This is a genomic window from Streptomyces sp. TLI_105, from assembly GCF_900105415.1.
GTDB lineage: Bacteria > Actinomycetota > Actinomycetes > Streptomycetales > Streptomycetaceae > Streptomyces.
In genome coordinates this window covers 1,083,574-1,099,377 of the sequence record NZ_FNSM01000001.1, presented here as the reverse complement: position 1 = coordinate 1,099,377, position 15,804 = coordinate 1,083,574, and the positions used below count along the sequence as shown (strand labels likewise).

Here is a 15,804-nt window from a genome sequence, read left to right as displayed (position 1 = left end):
GGCAGGGGCGGATGTCAGCGCAGGACGGATCGGACGGCGTCCGGTGAGCGGCCGAGCACGGTGGCGCCGTCGTCCGCGGTGATGATCGGCCGCTGGATGGGGACCGGGTGGGTGGCCAAGGCCTCGTGCGGCCGGCGGTCAGCCGGGCAGGCCGGTGAGGGTGAGGAATTCACTGCGCGAGCGGGCGTCGGTGCGCAGCAGGCCGAGGAGGGTGGAGGTCATCGTGGTGGCGCCGGTCGCCTGGACGCCGCGCAGGGTCATGCAGGTGTGTTCGGCCTGGATGACGACGCCGACGCCTTTGGGGTCCAGGTGGTTCTGGAGCCAGTCGGCGACCTGTTTGGTGAGGCGTTCCTGGACCTGGGGACGGCAGGCGAAGTGCTCCAGGACGCGGGCGAGCTTCGACAGGCCCAGGATGCGTCGGCCCGGGAGGTAGCCGATGTGGGCGGTCCCGGTGAAGGGCAGCATGTGGTGCTGGCAGACCGATCGCAGGGGGATGCTGCGGGCGAGGACCAGTTCGTCGTAGCCCTCGTCGTTGGGGAAGGTCGTCAGATCGAACGGGCGGGGGCTGAACAGTTCGGCGTAGGCGCGGGCCATCCGGCCGGGGGTGTCCCGCACGCTCTCGGAATCGGTGCTGATGCCGAGGGCCCGCAGGAACTGTCCGGCCGCGAGTTCCGCGGCCGCGAGGTCCATGTCGCCGGCCTCGTGGACGACGCGCAGGGGGGCCGGTGGTACAGGTACCGGGACTTCCTGAGCGCGCGGCTGTACGGGGAGCGGGGCGGTGGGGTGCTGGATCATGTCAGCTGCCGCCGATGCCGAGCGCGGTGACCACCCACATGACGAGTGCGGCGATGTCCATGGAAGCTCCAGGGTGTCGGGATGAGGGCCGCCTCGTGGAGGCGAGCGGCGGCCTGTGTGGCTGGGGTCAGTCGGAGGGGCCGCCGTGGCCGGGTCGGAACCCTTCGGCCTGCGTGGTCTCGTCCGCGACCCGTACGCCGTAGTGGTAGGCGAGCTTTCCGCCCAGCCATCCGGACACGCCGAGCACGGCCATGCTCATGGCGTTGAGCGCGAGCTGCCCCGCCCCGACGCTGCCGGACGGTCCGTCGCCCGCGTGCCGCCACAAAAAGTTGCCCACGTAGGCGCCGGTCACCAGCAGGTTCAGCGTCATGTGGATCAGGCCCACCCGGAAGGCGCGGGTGCCGGCCGGGATGGCCAGCAGGTCCAGGAAGCCGACCAGCGCCGCGGCCAGAGCGCCGATGACGCCGACAGCGATGAGCCACATCGCTCCCCGGGACAGGAAGTCGGGATCGTCCACGACGCGTGAGGCGATGTCGAAGACGAGACTGCCGACCCAGGCGCCGATCGGGACCGTCACCAGGATCGGATGGAAGGGGTGCCCGTACGGGCCGGCGAGCGAGGCGCTGACCGGCTGCTTGGCCCTGTGCTGCAGCGGCTCGGCCATGGCTGACCACCTCCTATTTCACCAACAAGTATTGGTCTTATTCTCGCTGAAGGTCAAGCCGGGGAGGTGAGGGACGTCCCGACGTTCGATCCACCCAGCCTGGTGGGAGTTACCGTGGGGGAGTGGCTTCCGACATGACCCGACCGGCCTCCGCCGCCGACGCGGCAATCGAATCCGTCAGCGTGCTCAGCGAGGAGCTGCGACGCCGGATGTTCGACTTCATCCGCCGCGCCCGCCGCCCCGTGACCCGTGACGAGGCCGCCGCCCACGTGGGCGTGTCCCGCAAGCTCGCCGCCTTCCACCTCGACAAACTCGTCGATGCCGGCCTGTTGCGCGCCCACTACGGAAGCCCGGGCGGCATCCGTAAGGTCGGACGGCAGCCCAAGGTCTACGAACCCACGGACACCCCGATCCGTGTGAGCATCCCCGACCGCCGCCACGAACTTCTGGCCGACCTGCTGCTGCAGGCCGTCCTGACCGAGGGCGAGGACGAGACCGGCGTCCAGGCCGCGATCCGCACCGCTGCGGAGCGGGGGCTGGATCTGGGCGAAACGGAGCGCTCGCAGGCCCGCCCCGGTCGGCTGGGCGTCGAGAGGGGGCTCACCTTCTGCGAGCGCATGCTCGATCAGCACGGATTCGAGCCCGAGCGGGAGGGCCCCACCCGGCTGAGGCTGCGCAACTGCCCGTTCCACCCCCTCGCCGCCAAGGCGCCGGACCTCGTCTGCGGTATGAACCACGCCTTTCTCACCGGCTACCTGCAAGGCTTGCGGGCCACCGCCGTCCAGGCCGTCCTCGCCCCCCGCCCCGGGGAGTGCTGCGTCGAACTGGGTCAGGCTGACGCCGCTGAGGAAGAAGGAACCGGCTGAGGCGTCCCGGCTGCCGGTGACCCGGCCGCGTCCCGGTTCTGGCGGCGGGCTGCGCATGGCCTGTCCGCGAGCCAGGCGTACGGTGCCGGCGCGCCCGTCCTCGACGGACTCGGCCTCACCGTCCCGGGAGGCGCACGGCTCGCCGCCCTCCTCACCCCGCCGCGGCGACCCGCCTCGCCCTCGGTGGCGGCAGCATCGCCGCCACCTTGCTCATGGTCTCGGCCTTCTCTGCCGCCCGGCAGGCCGAGGACGCCGAGAAGGCCGCGCAGCGCAAGGCCGCCCCCTCCGCGCCGCGGCCCGCCCCGGCGCAGCCCGACGCACCCGTCCCCGGCTGCCGTGGGATCGAGGTCACCGACACGACCGTGTGCCTGCCCCCGGGCGTACGGCTCGCCCTCACGGCGCTCGGACGGGACCCCGACCGCCTGCGAAGCGAGCGCTTGACCTCCGCCGCCGCCCCGACGGAGCGCGTGGCCGGTACGGTCCAGGACGTGGTCGTCGTCGACCGGGGCGTCAAGCCCTCCCTGACCGCCGGCCCGACGGAGTCCGTCCTCGACGCCGGACTCAAGGCCGGCCTCGACCTGCCGTACTCCTGCAAGGAGGGCGCCTGCGGCACCTGCCGAGCCACGACGGTCTGCGGCCGGGTCGCTCCGGGCGACTGCGAGCTCGACCCGCGGGAGATCGCCGACGGCTCCGCCCTGACCTACCGCACCCGGCCTGGCACGGCCACGGTCTCCCCGACCCTCGGTCGGCGTCAGGAAACCCCCCTCACCGACCACCGGACCGACGAACCGGTGATCGACGAGACACCTGCGAGGGGCAGCGCACGGGTGCACTGCCCCTCGCGGGCGACGCGGTGATGCGGCGTCACACCGGCGCGGTGCGGCGGCCGCCTTCCGGTACGACCAGCGGTGTGCCGGCGACCGGGCAGGCGATGACCGTGGCGCGCAGGCCGAAGACCTCCTGCACCAGGGCCGGGGTGACGATGTCCGAGGGGGCGCCGGCGGCGATGACGCGACCGTCGCGCATGGCGACGAGATGGTCCGCGTAGCGGCAGGCGAGGTTGAGCTCGTGGAGGACCATCACCACCGTGCGGCCGTCGGTGCGGTTGAGTTCGGCGACCAGTTCGAGGACGTCGACCTGGTGGGCCAGGTCCAGATAGGTCGTGGGCTCGTCGAGCAACAGGACGGGGGTGTCCTGGGCGAGGGCCATGGCGATCCAGACGCGCTGGCGCTGGCCTCCGGAGAGTTCGTCGATGGACCGGGTCGCCAGGTCCGTGGCTCCGGTGGCGGCCAGGGCGGCGTCCACGGCGGTCTCGTCGGTCGAGGACCACTGGCGCCACCAGCGCTGGTGCGGCGTGCGACCGCGGGCCACCAGGTCCCGGACGGTGATGCCGTCGGGCGCGCTGGGGGCCTGGGGGAGCAGGGAGAGGCGCAGCGCGAAGTCGCGGGCGGACATGCCGGCGATGTCCTCGCCGTCCAGGTGGACGGTGCCGCCGGCCGGCTTCAGGAGGCGGGCGAGGGCGCGCAGGGCCGTGGACTTGCCGCAGGCGTTGGGGCCGACGAGCGCGGTGACCTTGCCCGACGGGATGGCCAGGTCGAGGTCCTCGGCGACGACGCGGTCGCCGTACCCGAGGCGCAGTCCGGTGCCGGCGAGGGCGGCGACGGCGTCGGTGAGCTGTGAGGTCATGTCAGCCTCCCTTTCCGGCCCGGTTGGTGCGGGCGAGGAGCAGCAGCAGGTAGGGGGCGCCGACGGCGCCGGTGACCACGCCGACGGGCAGTTCGGTCGGGTCCAGGACGGTCCGGGCGGCGAGGTCGGCGAGGACGAGCAGGACGGCGCCGGTGAGCGCGCTGCACACCATGGGGATGCCGGGGGTGCCCGCGAGCCGGCGGGCGATCTGCGGTGCGCCGAGGGCGATGAAGGCGATCGGGCCGGCCGCCGAGGTGGCGAGCGCGGTCAGGCAGGTGGCGAGGACGAGCAGCGCGATGCGGGCGTGCCGGAGCGGGACCCCGAGGCTGCGGGCCGTGTCGTCGTCGTACTGGAGGAGTTGGTACGGGCGGGCCAGCGCGAGGGACAGCGGAAGCAGGAGCGCCAGGGCGAGCCCGGACCACTGGACGTGCTCGTAGCCGCGTCCGTTGAGGCTGCCGGTCAGCCAGACCATGGCGCGCGACGCCTGGTCGATGTCGGCGCGGGCGAGCATCCAGCGGGTGAGGGCGACCAGAGCGCCGTTCGCGGCGATGCCGACGAGCACGAAGCGGTAGCCGGTGATGGTGCCGTCCCGGAAGGCCAGCAGGTAGATGACGGCGGAGGTGAGCAGTGCGCCGGCCAGCGCTCCGAAGGGCACGGCGCCGAACGTCGCGGCCCCTGCGGCGGTGACGCCGCCGAACAGGATGGCGCCGACCGCGCCGACGCCGGCACCCGCCGAGATGCCGATGAGGTCGGGGCTGGCGAGCGGATTGCGGGTGACGGCCTGGTAGACGGCGCCGGCCAGGCCGAACGCCGCGCCGACCAGCAGGGCTGTGAGGGCGCGGGGCAGCCGCAGCTGCTGGATGATCAGGTCGGCCGCGCCGTCGCCGGTACTGAGGACGGCCCCCAGGACGTCGCCGACGGGGATGGCGTAGGTGCCGAGCGACACCGAGGCGACGAGGCCCGCGAAGCCCACCAGGACCAGCGCGACGACGGTGAGGAGCACTCGGAGGCGGACGGCGGCGCCGAACGGGCCGACTTCCACGCGGAGGGTGGCCGGGCGCGGGACGGTCGCCCGCGGGGCGCTCATCGGGTGTGCTCCTTGAGCTTGCCGCGCTTGACGAGCGCGGCGAGGAACGGGGCGCCGAGCATCGCGGTGACCACTCCGGCCTCCAGTTCGCCGGGCCGGGCGACCATGCGCCCGACGACATCGGCGCTCAGCATCAGCGTGGCGCCGCCGAGCGCCGAACAGGGCACCAGCCAGCGGGCGTCCGGCCCGGTGAACGCCCGGACGACGTGGGGGACGACCAGCCCGATGAAGGTGACGGGTCCGGCCGCGGCGACGGCGGCGCCGGTCAGCAGGATCACCGTGACGGCACCGAGGAGGCGGGTGGTGCGGACTTTGGTGCCGAGGGTGGTGGCGAGGTCGTCGCCGAGGGCCAAGGCGTTGAGCCGGCCGCTGAGTCCGATCGCGAGCAGCAGACCGATGACGATGAACGGCACGAGTTCCACGCCGAGTTGTGCGTCGCGTCCGGCGAGCGAGCCCACGGCCCAGAAGCGGTACTGGTCCAGGGTGTTGACGTCGAGCAGGACCAGGGTGTTGGTGCCGGCGTCGAGGAGGACGGTGACGGCCGCGCCGGCCAGCGCCAGTTTGGCGGGCGTGGCGCCGCCGTAGCCGGTGCCGCCGACGGCGTAGGCGATCAGGCCCGCGAGCGCTCCGCCGAGGAAGGCGAACCATATGTACTCGTACGAACTGGTCAGTCCGAAGGCCCCGATGCCGACCGCGACGGCGAACGATCCACCCGCGCTGATGCCGATGAGCCCGGGGTCGCCCAGCGGATTGCGGGTGATGTCCTGGGCGACGGCCCCGGCGGCACCGAGCGCCAGCCCGACCAGGAGGCCCAGGAAGGTGCGGGGCATGCGGAGTTCACGGATCACGACCGCGTCGCCCTCCGTTCCGCCGCCGATCGCGTGCAGGACGTCGGAGAGCGGCACGGACTTGGTGCCGATGGCGAGCGAGGCGCAGGCCGCGGCGACGAGCGCGGTGACGAGGAGGGCCGCGACGACGGCACGCGCGGCGACGCGTGGTGGCCTCCGGCCGGGCGGTGGGGCGAACGGGGGCGCGGCGGCCGCACCTTCGGCGACGGGCTTCACAGACACCTGCATAAGGTAAGGCATGCCTAACGGTTGCGCGTACGAGTGCCCCACCGTGTGGATCCAGTCACGCACAGGCGCTATTCTCGCAGCGTCCGCATAGGTAAGCCTTGCCTAAGCTTTGACTGGGCGGCAGTGCTCGTCCTGCCTCTCGCAACAGTCCGTGTATGGGAGACCCATGAACACCCTCGCCCAGCGCCGCCGGTTCGGCCGGTTCGCCGCTGCCCTGCTCACTGCCGCTCTGGCCTTCTCCGTGGCCGCCTGCGGAGGCGGCAAGGGCGACGACAGGCCTGCCGCCGACAAGCCGGCCGCGACCTCCGACGCGGGCTTCCCTCGCACCGTCACCCACGACAAGGGCAAGACGGAGATCAAGTCGAAGCCCCGGCGCGTGGTGGCGCTGGACAACAGCCTCGTCGAGGCCGTCGTCGCGCTGGACGCCCCGCTGGTCGGCGGCATCGGCTCGTACCGCGACCAGAAGGGCTTCCCGCCCTACCTCGGCGACGCGGTGAAGGACACCAAGGACGTCGGCCCCCTCGACAGCCCCAACCTCGAGGCCATCGCCGCCCTCAAGCCCGACCTCATCGTGTCGGCGACGGTCCGGCACGAGGACCTCTACGACCAGCTGAGCAAGATCGCGCCGACCGTCTTCGTGGAGACCACCGGCCCGATCTGGAAGGAGAACATCACCTTCCTCGGCACCGCGCTCGGTGAGGAGGCGAAGGCCAAGGCCAAGGTGACGGCGTACGAGACGCGCGCCAAGAAGATCGGTGACGCGATCAACGCCAAGAACCCCAAGCAGACCTACTCCCTGGTCCGCTTCCTCGACGGTCCGACGCGCATCTACCTGCCGAAGACGTTCAGCGGCATCGTCCTGACCGACATGGGCCTCGCGCGTCCCGCCAACCAGCAGGACCAGAAGGAGTTCAACATCGAGATCAGCGAGGAGCAGATCGGCCAGGCCGACGCGGACCACGTCTTCATGACCACGTTCTCGGGCGGTGAGGAGCGGAAGAAGAAGTTCCTCGCCAACCCGCTGTGGAAGCGCCTGCACGCGGTGCAGAAGGGCAACGTCCACGAGGTCGAGGACGCCGTCTGGATGACCTCCGTCTCGCTCCAGGGCGCCGACCTGATGCTCGACGACATGGCGAAGACGTTCAAGGTCGACCCGGCGAAGTAAGCAGGGCTTGAGGCCGGACGGGCCGGTGCCGGTGGTGCGTTGACACCGCGGGCACCGGCCCGTCGTCGTATGTCCGCCGCATGCCGTGCACGTCGTGTGTCATCCGTACGGTACGGAGCTCAGTCCTCGTCCTCGAGCCGGCGCAGCCGCTCGGCGTCACAGGTCCTCGGGCAGGTCAGGCACGCGCGTTCCGGCTCGATCGTGTAGTACAGGCAGCAGCCGAGCCGCGTGCGGGTCGGGTGGCGGCGGCCGTCGCGGCCCGTGAGGCGCCGGAAGTCCGCACCGCCCGGAAAGGGCGGGATCGCCGTCGGGAGCAGCTCGGTCGCCGCCCGCACCGCGTGCTCCTCCTGGTGCATCATCCGGCCGAGGTACCAGAGGCCGGAGAGCAGGTCGTCGGCGACCATGCCCCACAGGGCGCGCGGTCCGCGCCGGACCGACGGGCCGATCGCGGCCAGCAGCGGGCTCACGTGGTCGACCACGGCGGCGCGCAACTCGGCGCGCAACTCCTCTTCGTGGCGCACGATCCGGGCGGCGGCGGTCGTGGCCGCCGGGTCGTCCGGCAGGCAGGCGAACTCCTGGCAGGGGACGATGCCGATCGCGCCCGTCGTCAGGTCCACGCGGATGTCGCGCGGTGAGATGCGCGGCACACGGCGATCCCGGTACCAGGCGCCGCTCATCAGCAGGCTGACGGACCACAGGTAGTCGTGCAGCGCCCGCGAGGCCGCGACGTCCCTGCGCGGGGCGCGGCCGTGACGGGCGGTGATGCGGGCCGCCGATGCGACGAGAAAGGCGTCCAACACGGCTGGGTCACCGGCCAGTTCGGACCCGTCGGGCATGAGGGCGGCGGTGTCGTCCGGCGCGTACGGATCGACGGTCCGGGCGTCGAGCGCGTCGCAGACGGCGATGACGCGCCGATAGGTGCCGGTGAGGGCGCACGCCTCGGCGAGGGGGTGGCGCTCGGCCGTTCCCGTCGCGGCGGTCCACGACCCCGGGGCCTCGCTCATCGGAGCTCCTTCGCACAAGTAAGTGAGGTCAGGCTTACCTTAGCGTCAGTCGGGACGGAGAGAGATCAACACGCCAGGAGGCCGCGGTCGCAGCGCCGTTGCTCACCGGGCCGTGTTGATTCCTTAGGGTTGCCTAACCTAAACTCGGCGTCACGGGCCGCGTGTGCGCGCGGACGTGCCCCGCACCCGCCCCTCCCCGGAAGGCCCCGGCATACCCATGCGGCTGTACCTGCTCGCCCTGAACCCCACCGACTCGGTCACCGAGGGGTTCCTCCCCGCAGCGGCCCGTCTCGGTCTCGACGTCACCGTGCTGACGGACCAGCCCGACGCCCACCGTCGGGCCTACCCGGACATCGAGGTCCTGGCGTGCGACGTACGCGACTTCCGCGCCGTCATCACCCGGATCGCCACCCACCACCGGCCCGACGCGGTCTTCACCAACAGCGACCACCTCCAGACCCAGGCGGCGTTGGCGGCCGAGTACTTCGGCCTGCCCGCCAAGGACTGGCGGGCCGCGCTGCGCGCGAAGGACAAGGCGCACCTGCGTCGCCACCTGGCCCTGACCGGTGCCGACACCGTCTGGTCGACCGAACTCCCGGCGGGGGAGGACCCGTCCGTGCTCGCCGGACTCGACGTGCCCTACCCGTGCGTGGTCAAGCCGCGCGAGGGGGTCGCCAGCGAGGACGTGGTGCTCGTCCAGAACGGCGACGAACTCCTCGTACGCTGCAAGGAGACACAGGCCCGGCGGCCCGAGGTCGCGCTGGTCGTCGAGGAGTTCCTGGCCGGCGAGCTGTACACCCTGGAGACGCTCGGGGACGGGCGCCTCCGCCACGTCCTCGGCGGATTCCACACCGAGCTGTCGCCGCCGCCGTACTTCATCGAGGAGCGGCTGACCTTCGTCCCCGCCCACCCCGAGCCCGTCGTCGAGCAGGTCCTCGCCCAGCTCGACGCCCTCGGCGTCGGCTTCGGCGCCTGCCACACCGAGTTCGTCGTCCACGAGGGCCGCGCCCGCATCATCGAGGTCAACTACCGGGCCATCGGCGACCAGTGCGACCTGCTGCTCGCCCAGCTCCTCGGCATCCCGCTCTTCGAGCACATCCTGCGCACCCACCTCGGCGAGCCGCTCCCCGCCGACCTCGGGGCCCGCGTCGACGGCGCCGCCCGCCTGGAATACCCCTGCGCCGAAGCCGCCGGAACGCTTCGGTCCGCCCCCGGCCCCGTCGACCTCGACATCGACGGCGTGAAGCTGACCTACCGCCCGCTGCGCGAGATCGGAGAGCGGCACGAGCTCCACCGCACCAACCGCGACTACCTCGGCGTGCTGCGGGCCACCGGCACCGACCAGGCGGCCGTCGACCGGGTCGTCGCGGACTTCCTGACCGCGCAGCGCTGGGAGATCACGCCGTGACGAGCCTCGCCGAGACGGCCCGCGACCAGGGAACCGCCGAACGGGAACTGCTCCTGCGGGTGCTGTCCGCGCTGCTGCGCGAGGACGTCGTCGGACTGCGCAGCCGGAGCATCCTCGTCCAGCGGGCGGACGGCCCATGGCTGCGCCGCGCCACCGAGGACGCCGACGCCCTGCTGCTGCCCGTCGCCGAGGACGGCTTCCAGAGCACCTACGCGGCCCGGCTCCCGCTGCTCGTCCGGGAGTCGGACGGCGGCACGCTCACCACGTACGACACGATCGTCGCCGCCCTCAAGGCCCTGGCCGAGCCCGTCGACCGCCCCGGCTTCGACGCGTACGCCGAGGAGTGCCGGCAGACCCTCGCCACCATGCGGCTGCACGAGCGGACCCGCGTGGAGACCGCCGCACGACTCGCCGACCTCCACGGGGACGACCCCGCCCGCTGGACCGGCTACGCGCGAGGACTCGCGCTCGACACGCTCGCCGCCCGTCTCGACCATCCCGTCTATCCGACGGCGCGCGGCCGCTCGGGCCTGGACGACGATCAGGTGCGGGCGTACGCACCCGAGTTCCACCCGCGCTTCGCCCTGCGCTGGGTCGCCCTCCCCCACGAGGCCGTCACCGTGCCGGGAGGTGCCGAACGACTGCCCGCCCGCTGGCCGTCGCCGGCCGATCTGGGGCTGCCGGAGCTCTCCCGTACCCACCTCGCGCTACCCGTCCATCCGATGACGGCGGGCGCGCCGCTGGAGGAGGCGCTGCGGGCGATCGGCCTGCACGAGCGCGCGGTGCTCGCCCCGCGCCCCTACCTGGAGGTCGTACCGACACTCTCCATGCGGACCGTCGCCCTGGCCGAAGAACCGTCCCTGCACCTCAAGCTGCCGCTGGCCACCGCCACCCTGGGGCTGCGCAACCGGCGCACCATCAAGCCCGGAACGCTCGTGGACGGCGCGGCGGGTCAGCGCCTCCTCGAAACCGTGATCGCCCGGGAGCCACGGTTCCGGGAAACGATCCTGCACGCCGATGAGACGGTCTACGCCCACGCCGGGCACGAACTCCTCGCCGTCCTGTGCCGCCGCTACCCGGCCGGCCTCGACGACTCCGTCGTCGTCCCCATGGCGGCGCTGCTCGCCGAGGCCCCAGGGGGGTCCCCCCTGCTCGAGCGAAGCCGCGAGCCCGGGGGAGGCCGACTGGTGATCGACCACCTCGCGGACCGGTTCCACGGCGGCGACCCGGTGGCCCTGCTCGACGCCGTGCTCGGCCTGCTGCTCGACTGGCAGACCACGCTCTTCGGCTACGGCATCGCCCTGGAGTCCCACCAGCAGAACATCTCGCTCGTCCTCGACCGGCAGGCGGACGGCGGCAGTCGGCTCCGGCTGCTGCTCAAGGACAACGACGGCCCGCGCCTCCACACCCGCCGCCTGTCCGATGCTCTGGGCGCCGACGCGCCCGACCCGGCCGCGTTCGACGACCCCCGCGTCTTCGGCGACGACGACCGGGCCGTCGCCGACCTGTTCACCACCATCACCGTGCACCTGTGTGCGGGCGCCTACGCCTTCGGCCTGGCCCGGCACGGCCGCGCCCCGCTTCCGACGCTGCTGGCGCTGGTACGGGACCGGCTCACCGAGGCCGTCGAACGGCTCGGAACCGGTCCCGGCGAGCCCGGCGCCGTACTCCGCGCGCACCTCCTGGACGCGCCGGAACTCCCGGTCAAAGCCATGGTCACCGCCGGAACGCTGCTGTCCAAGGAACGGTCGGGCGCCGCCGACATCAACAAGCACTACACAACCGGTCCCAACTACCTGAGGGAGGACGGACGATGAGCGCCACCACGGCCCCGCCGAAACATACGGGCATGCCCCTCGCGCCCGTGACGAACGCGCCGGTGCTCGCCCGTCGTCAGGTGCACGCCGTGGCCGGGTGCTACTTCGTGGCGTCCTTCGCCGCCCTCGGCCTGCCGCCCTTCCTGACCCGGATCCTGCCCGAGCTCGGCGACTCCACCGCCCGCTGGGCCGGCGTGCTCTACATCGTCCCGACCGTCTTCGGCGCCGTCGGCGCGCCTTTCTGGGGCCGTCTCGCGGACCGCTACGGCCGCAAGCGGCTGCTGCTGCGCGCCCAGCTCGGGCTCGCCGTATCGTTCCTCCTCGCCGGCTGGTCCGACTCGATCGTCACCTTCACCGCCGCGCTCGTCCTCCAGGGCATCCTCGGCGGCACGTTCGCCGCGTCCAACGGCTACCTGGGCGCGGCGCTGGAAGGTCCGGCCCTGTCGAAGGCGCTCACCCTCATGCAGGGCGCGGCACGCGCCGCCCTCGTCGTCGCACCGATCGTCGTCGGCTCCCTGTCGCCCTGGCTGTCCCCGCACCGGCAGTACGCCCTGCTCGCGGTGCTTCCGCTCACCGCCGCCCTGCTGATCTGTGCCCTACCGGAGTCACGGGGCGGACGGCGCACCGAGGCGTCGGCACCGAAGGACGCCACGGAGACGGGCAGGGACAAGGAGAAGGAGGCGGCACCGGAGGCGGGGACGGCGCCGGCCCCGGGGACCTCCCTCCGGGTCCTCTACGCCCTGGAGTTCGCGTTCGTCTTCTCCACCGTCATCTCCTTCCCCTACCTCGTCTCGCTCATCGAGGAGCGGCTCCCCGGCACCTCCCCGTCCGTTTCCGGAGTCCTCTTCGCCCTGCCGCACCTGTGCTACCTGGTCACGGCGATGGCGGTGCACAAGGCGTTCCACCCCCGCCCCCGGCTCGGCCTCGCCGTCGGCCTCCTCTGCATCGCGCTCGGTCTCGCCGGACACGGCGTGGCCGACTCGCTGCCCGCCCTCACCGCCGTACGCCTCGTGCTCGGAGCCGGACTCACCCTCGGGCTCGTCTGCCTGTCCGTGCTGGCCGCCGACTGCGCCAAGGGCCGTGCGCCCGGCGGCATGTTCGGATCGCTCGAGTTCTTCTCGAAGGCCGGCGCCGTGGCGGCAGGCATCGCCGCCGCCGTCGGCAACAGCTTCTTCGGTCCGGCCGCCCCGGTCCTCACGGGCACCGCCGTGGCCCTGGCCACGATCGTTCCCACCGTTCTTCCCCTCGTGACCCCCCTCCACCCTCGCTGGAGCCGTTGATGTCGCTGCCCCGAACCCAGGGCGCTGCCCGCCGCCCCGCCGCCCCCGCCGGACTCCCCGACGCGGACACGGTCGTGGCGCACACCCTCCTCAACTGCCTGCTGCGCGAGGTGTCCGGACCGGAGCACCAGACGGCCGCGAGCGACGGCCACCTGCTGCTGCGCCTGCCCCGCCGCGGCGTACTGCTCCGCGTGGCGTTGCGCCGCACGTCCCTGCTGGGCGCACACCGCTTCACCGGCCCCGTCCACGAGCAGCGCGACGGCGACTGGGAGCGCATCGACTGGCGACGCCTCGCCGAACACGTCCAGGACGAGCTGTCGCTGCGCACCGGCGTGCGCAACGACGAGTTCCTCGACCAGATCGCCTCCAGCCACCAGGCCGTCACTGCCGCGCTCGACGCCCGCGCGAGCGGCGCGGCGGACCGGGACACCTACCTCGCCTCGGAGCAGTCCCTGCTCTTCGGGCACCGCTTCCACCCCACCCCCAAGGCCCGTACCGGGGACGCCACCTCCTGGCTCGCGTACGCCCCCGAGGTCGGCGCCGCCTTCCCACTGCGTCACCTCGCCGTCCGCGAGAGCCTGATCGTCGAGGAGTCCGCGGCCCCGGCGGCCGCCGCGCCCCTCGACCTGCTCGCCGGCGGAGTGCCGGAGGGCTACCGGCTGCTGCCCGCCCACCCCTGGCAGTACGAGATGCTGAGCGACCATCCCGGCCTGCGTGCCGCCCTCGACCGCGGCGACATCCTGGACCTGGGGACCGGCGGCGACCCCTTCGCCGCCACGGCCTCCGTGCGCACCCTCTACGACGGTGACACGTTCCTGAAGTTCAGCCTGAACGTCCGCATCACCAACTGTCTGCGCAAGAACGCGAGTTACGAGCTCACCGGTGCCGTGGCCCTGACCCGGCTCCTCGCGCCCGTCCTCGACGGGCTCACCGACCGGTTCCCCGGCAGCGCCATGCTCCGCGAGCCCGCCTACCGCAGCCTGGCCCTGCCCGGACCCGACGGCACCCCCGACCGCGCCCTGCTCGAAGGCTTCGGCGTGATCGTCCGCGAGGGACTCGCCGCCCGGCTCCTGCCCGGCACCACCCCGCTCCTCGCCGCCGCCGTCGCCGACGAGTACCCCAGCGGACCCGGCCACGTCTCCCGCCTCCTCGACGGCGCCGGCCCCGGCACCGCGCTGGAGTGGTGGGCCGCCTACCTCAAGCTCCTCGTCCCGCCCGTGCTGGCGGCCTACTTCGACCACGGCCTGGTCCTGGAGCCCCACCTGCAGAACGTGGTCGTCTGCGTCGACGACGACGGCATGCCCGCCCAGGTGCTCTTCCGTGATCTGGAAGGCACCAAGCTGGTGCCAGAGCACCACGCCGCCACCCTCGCCGCGCTGCCCACCGACGTGGCCGGCCCCCTGACGTACGACGCGGAGCGCGGCTGGGACCGCGTCGCGTACTGCCTGTTCGTCAACCACATCGCCGAGATGCTGGCCGCCGTCGCCGATCTGCACCCGGAGACCGAGCCCGCCCTGTGGGCCCGGGTCCGCGCCACCCTGCAGACGTACGCCGACGGCCACGGCTGCCCGCCCCGGCTCGCCGCGCTCCTCGCGGGCGTGCCGCTGCCGGCCAAGGCCAACCTGCTGACCCGCTGGGAGCGCAAGGCCGACCGCGAGGCCGGCTACGTCCGCCTGCCCTCCCCGCTCGCCGAGGACGTGCTGTCCGAGGCCTCCGACGACTCGTGGAGCCACGCCCGATGACCGCCCTCACCCGCCCGGTGCGCGACCTCGTCCTCGACCTGCCCTCCGACGGCCTGCCCGCCTACGTCTACGACCTGGCGGCGCTGCGAGGGCACGCCGCGGCCGTGCGGGCCGCGCTGCCCGAGCGCGTGGAGCTCTACTACGCCGCCAAGGCCAACCCCGAACCGGAGCTGCTCGCCGCGCTCTCGCCGTACGTCGACGGCTACGAGGTGTCGTCGGGCGGCGAGCTGGCCCACGTGGGCCGCGCGGTTCCCGGACGCCCCCTCGCGTTCGGCGGCCCCGGCAAGACCCCGGCCGAGATCGCCGCGGCCCTGGACCTCGGCGTGGAGCGCTTCCACGTCGAGAGCCTCTACGAACTGGGCATGCTCGCCGACCTGGCCGCTCCCCGGGCGCCGGACACGCCCGTCGGCGTCCTCCTCCGCTTCAACCTGCCGCTGTCCGCCGCCTCCCTGGAGGGCAGCTCGCTCGCCATGGGCGGCCGGCCGACCCCGTTCGGCCTCGACCCCTCGGACGCCGACACCGCCGTCGCCCGGCTGACCGACGGCACGCTCCCGCACCTGCGGCTCCTGGGCGTCCACGCCCACCTGGCCAGCGGCCTGGAGGCGGAGGAGCAGATCGGCGTCGCCGAGTCGGTCGTCGAATGGGCCACGGGACTCGCCGCCCGCCACCGCGTCCGCCTCGCCGAGGTGAACGTCGGCGGCGGCATGCACGTCGACTACACGACCCCCGACCGCCGCTTCGACTGGTCCACCTACGGGAAGGGCCTCGCCCGGCTCATGGAGGACCACCCCGACCTGACGCTGCGCATCGAGCCGGGCCGTGCCCTGACCGCGTACTGCGGCTGGTACGCCACCGAGGTCCTGGACGTGAAGCGCAGCCACGGCGAGGACTTCGCGGTGGTGCGCGGCGGCACCCACCACCTGCGTACCCCCGCGACCAAGGGCCACGACCAGCCCTGCACGGTGCTGCCCGTGGACGCCTGGCCACACCCCTGGCCCCGGCCCGCCGCCGGATCCGACGCGGTCACCCTCACCGGCCAGCTGTGCACCCCCAAGGACCTCCTCGCCCGACGGGTTCCAGCGCCGGGGCTGCGGGCGGGGGACCGGGTGGCGTTCGCCCTGGCGGGCGCGTACGCGTGGAACATCTCCCACCACGACTTCCTGATGCACCCCCGGCCGACGTTCCACTTCCTCGGCTGAGGGCGACCTGGTGCA

14 protein-coding genes and 1 pseudogene are annotated in these 15,804 nt (G+C 73.1%); 8 read left to right on the top strand and 7 right to left on the bottom strand.

Features of this window, described 5'->3' with window-relative positions:
• Positions 1–14: 14 nt before the first annotated feature.
• The 3 genes and pseudogenes from BLW86_RS05010 to BLW86_RS05000 all read right to left on the bottom strand — a co-directional run.
• Positions 15–125, bottom strand: a pseudogene (locus tag BLW86_RS05010) (arsenate reductase family protein); the annotation flags it as partial.
• 13 nt (positions 126–138) lie between these two features.
• On the bottom strand, positions 139–690 hold the full coding sequence (gene folE, locus BLW86_RS05005) for a GTP cyclohydrolase I FolE (RefSeq protein WP_093872881.1): 552 nt from the start codon (positions 688–690) through the stop codon (positions 139–141).
• A gap of 232 nt (positions 691–922) precedes the next feature.
• The gene (locus BLW86_RS05000) at positions 923–1,459 is read right to left on the bottom strand and encodes a DUF2231 domain-containing protein (RefSeq protein ID WP_093872880.1); all 537 of its coding nucleotides are present in this window, start codon (positions 1,457–1,459) and stop codon (positions 923–925) included.
• A 134-nt stretch (positions 1,460–1,593) separates the two neighbouring features.
• Here BLW86_RS05000 and BLW86_RS04995 point away from each other — a divergent pair, with 134 nt between their 5' ends.
• Both BLW86_RS04995 and BLW86_RS42950 read left to right on the top strand, forming a co-directional pair.
• Positions 1,594–2,325, top strand: coding sequence for a helix-turn-helix transcriptional regulator (locus BLW86_RS04995; protein WP_093872879.1), 732 nt, complete (start codon positions 1,594–1,596; stop codon positions 2,323–2,325).
• A gap of 212 nt (positions 2,326–2,537) precedes the next feature.
• Positions 2,538–3,182 (top strand): 2Fe-2S iron-sulfur cluster-binding protein, encoded by a 645-nt coding sequence (locus tag BLW86_RS42950; RefSeq protein WP_093872878.1) that lies wholly within the window; start codon positions 2,538–2,540, stop codon positions 3,180–3,182.
• Between the two features lie 7 nt (positions 3,183–3,189).
• Here the strand turns inward: BLW86_RS42950 and BLW86_RS04985 are convergent, their stop codons facing one another.
• The 3 genes from BLW86_RS04985 to BLW86_RS04975 are packed head-to-tail and all read right to left on the bottom strand — an operon-like array spanning position 3,190 to position 6,174.
• The gene (locus tag BLW86_RS04985) at positions 3,190–4,011 is read right to left on the bottom strand and encodes an ABC transporter ATP-binding protein (RefSeq protein WP_093872877.1); all 822 of its coding nucleotides are present in this window, start codon (positions 4,009–4,011) and stop codon (positions 3,190–3,192) included.
• 1 nt (position 4,012) lies between these two features.
• Complete coding sequence (locus BLW86_RS04980) at positions 4,013–5,098, bottom strand: FecCD family ABC transporter permease (protein ID WP_093872876.1); 1,086 nt, start codon at positions 5,096–5,098, stop codon at positions 4,013–4,015.
• Positions 5,095–6,174 carry a FecCD family ABC transporter permease gene (locus BLW86_RS04975; protein WP_093872875.1) on the bottom strand — a complete coding sequence of 360 codons (1,080 nt, stop codon included), beginning with the start codon at positions 6,172–6,174 and terminating at the stop codon, positions 5,095–5,097. Before BLW86_RS04975 ends, BLW86_RS04980 begins: the two co-directional genes overlap by 4 nt.
• A gap of 166 nt (positions 6,175–6,340) precedes the next feature.
• Here BLW86_RS04975 and BLW86_RS04970 point away from each other — a divergent pair, with 166 nt between their 5' ends.
• A complete protein-coding gene (locus BLW86_RS04970; RefSeq protein WP_093872874.1) occupies positions 6,341–7,339 on the top strand; it encodes an ABC transporter substrate-binding protein in 999 nt (332 codons plus the stop codon).
• Positions 7,340–7,458: 119 nt separating this feature from the next.
• On the opposite strand, the gene BLW86_RS04965 is transcribed toward BLW86_RS04970, so the two are convergent.
• Positions 7,459–8,343, bottom strand: coding sequence for a (2Fe-2S)-binding protein (locus BLW86_RS04965; protein ID WP_107466051.1), 885 nt, complete (start codon positions 8,341–8,343; stop codon positions 7,459–7,461).
• 217 nt (positions 8,344–8,560) lie between these two features.
• Here BLW86_RS04965 and BLW86_RS04960 point away from each other — a divergent pair, with 217 nt between their 5' ends.
• From BLW86_RS04960 to BLW86_RS04940, 5 genes are read left to right on the top strand one after another with little or no spacing between them, the layout of a single operon-like run.
• On the top strand, positions 8,561–9,751 hold the full coding sequence (locus BLW86_RS04960; protein ID WP_093872873.1) for an ATP-grasp domain-containing protein: 1,191 nt from the start codon (positions 8,561–8,563) through the stop codon (positions 9,749–9,751).
• The gene (locus tag BLW86_RS04955; protein ID WP_177181559.1) at positions 9,748–11,568 is read left to right on the top strand and encodes an IucA/IucC family protein; all 1,821 of its coding nucleotides are present in this window, start codon (positions 9,748–9,750) and stop codon (positions 11,566–11,568) included. The genes BLW86_RS04960 and BLW86_RS04955 overlap by 4 nt, the downstream gene beginning before the upstream one ends.
• Positions 11,569–11,600: 32 nt before the next feature.
• Positions 11,601–12,848 carry an MFS transporter gene (locus tag BLW86_RS04950; RefSeq protein ID WP_093872872.1) on the top strand — a complete coding sequence of 416 codons (1,248 nt, stop codon included), beginning with the start codon at positions 11,601–11,603 and terminating at the stop codon, positions 12,846–12,848.
• On the top strand, positions 12,848–14,590 hold the full coding sequence (locus tag BLW86_RS04945; protein ID WP_093872871.1) for an IucA/IucC family protein: 1,743 nt from the start codon (positions 12,848–12,850) through the stop codon (positions 14,588–14,590). Before BLW86_RS04950 ends, BLW86_RS04945 begins: the two co-directional genes overlap by 1 nt.
• Positions 14,587–15,789 (top strand): type III PLP-dependent enzyme, encoded by a 1,203-nt coding sequence (locus BLW86_RS04940; protein ID WP_093872870.1) that lies wholly within the window; start codon positions 14,587–14,589, stop codon positions 15,787–15,789. The genes BLW86_RS04945 and BLW86_RS04940 overlap by 4 nt, the downstream gene beginning before the upstream one ends.
• Positions 15,790–15,804 lie beyond the last annotated feature (15 nt).

Bases quoted from the DNA above. Each gene is read 5' to 3' on its own strand.
- folE (WP_093872881.1), bottom strand. From the start codon at position 690: ATGGACCTCGCGGCCGCGGAACTCGCGGCCGGACAGTTCCTGCGGGCC.
- BLW86_RS05000 (WP_093872880.1), bottom strand. From the start codon at position 1,459: ATGGCCGAGCCGCTGCAGCACAGGGCCAAGCAGCCGGTCAGCGCCTCG.
- BLW86_RS04995 (WP_093872879.1), top strand. From the start codon at position 1,594: ATGACCCGACCGGCCTCCGCCGCCGACGCGGCAATCGAATCCGTCAGC.
- BLW86_RS42950 (WP_093872878.1), top strand. From the start codon at position 2,538: ATGGTCTCGGCCTTCTCTGCCGCCCGGCAGGCCGAGGACGCCGAGAAG.
- BLW86_RS04985 (WP_093872877.1), bottom strand. From the start codon at position 4,011: ATGACCTCACAGCTCACCGACGCCGTCGCCGCCCTCGCCGGCACCGGA.
- BLW86_RS04980 (WP_093872876.1), bottom strand. From the start codon at position 5,098: ATGAGCGCCCCGCGGGCGACCGTCCCGCGCCCGGCCACCCTCCGCGTG.
- BLW86_RS04975 (WP_093872875.1), bottom strand. From the start codon at position 6,174: ATGCAGGTGTCTGTGAAGCCCGTCGCCGAAGGTGCGGCCGCCGCGCCC.
- BLW86_RS04970 (WP_093872874.1), top strand. From the start codon at position 6,341: ATGAACACCCTCGCCCAGCGCCGCCGGTTCGGCCGGTTCGCCGCTGCC.
- BLW86_RS04965 (WP_107466051.1), bottom strand. From the start codon at position 8,343: ATGAGCGAGGCCCCGGGGTCGTGGACCGCCGCGACGGGAACGGCCGAG.
- BLW86_RS04960 (WP_093872873.1), top strand. From the start codon at position 8,561: ATGCGGCTGTACCTGCTCGCCCTGAACCCCACCGACTCGGTCACCGAG.
- BLW86_RS04950 (WP_093872872.1), top strand. From the start codon at position 11,601: ATGCCCCTCGCGCCCGTGACGAACGCGCCGGTGCTCGCCCGTCGTCAG.
- BLW86_RS04945 (WP_093872871.1), top strand. From the start codon at position 12,848: ATGTCGCTGCCCCGAACCCAGGGCGCTGCCCGCCGCCCCGCCGCCCCC.
- BLW86_RS04940 (WP_093872870.1), top strand. From the start codon at position 14,587: ATGACCGCCCTCACCCGCCCGGTGCGCGACCTCGTCCTCGACCTGCCC.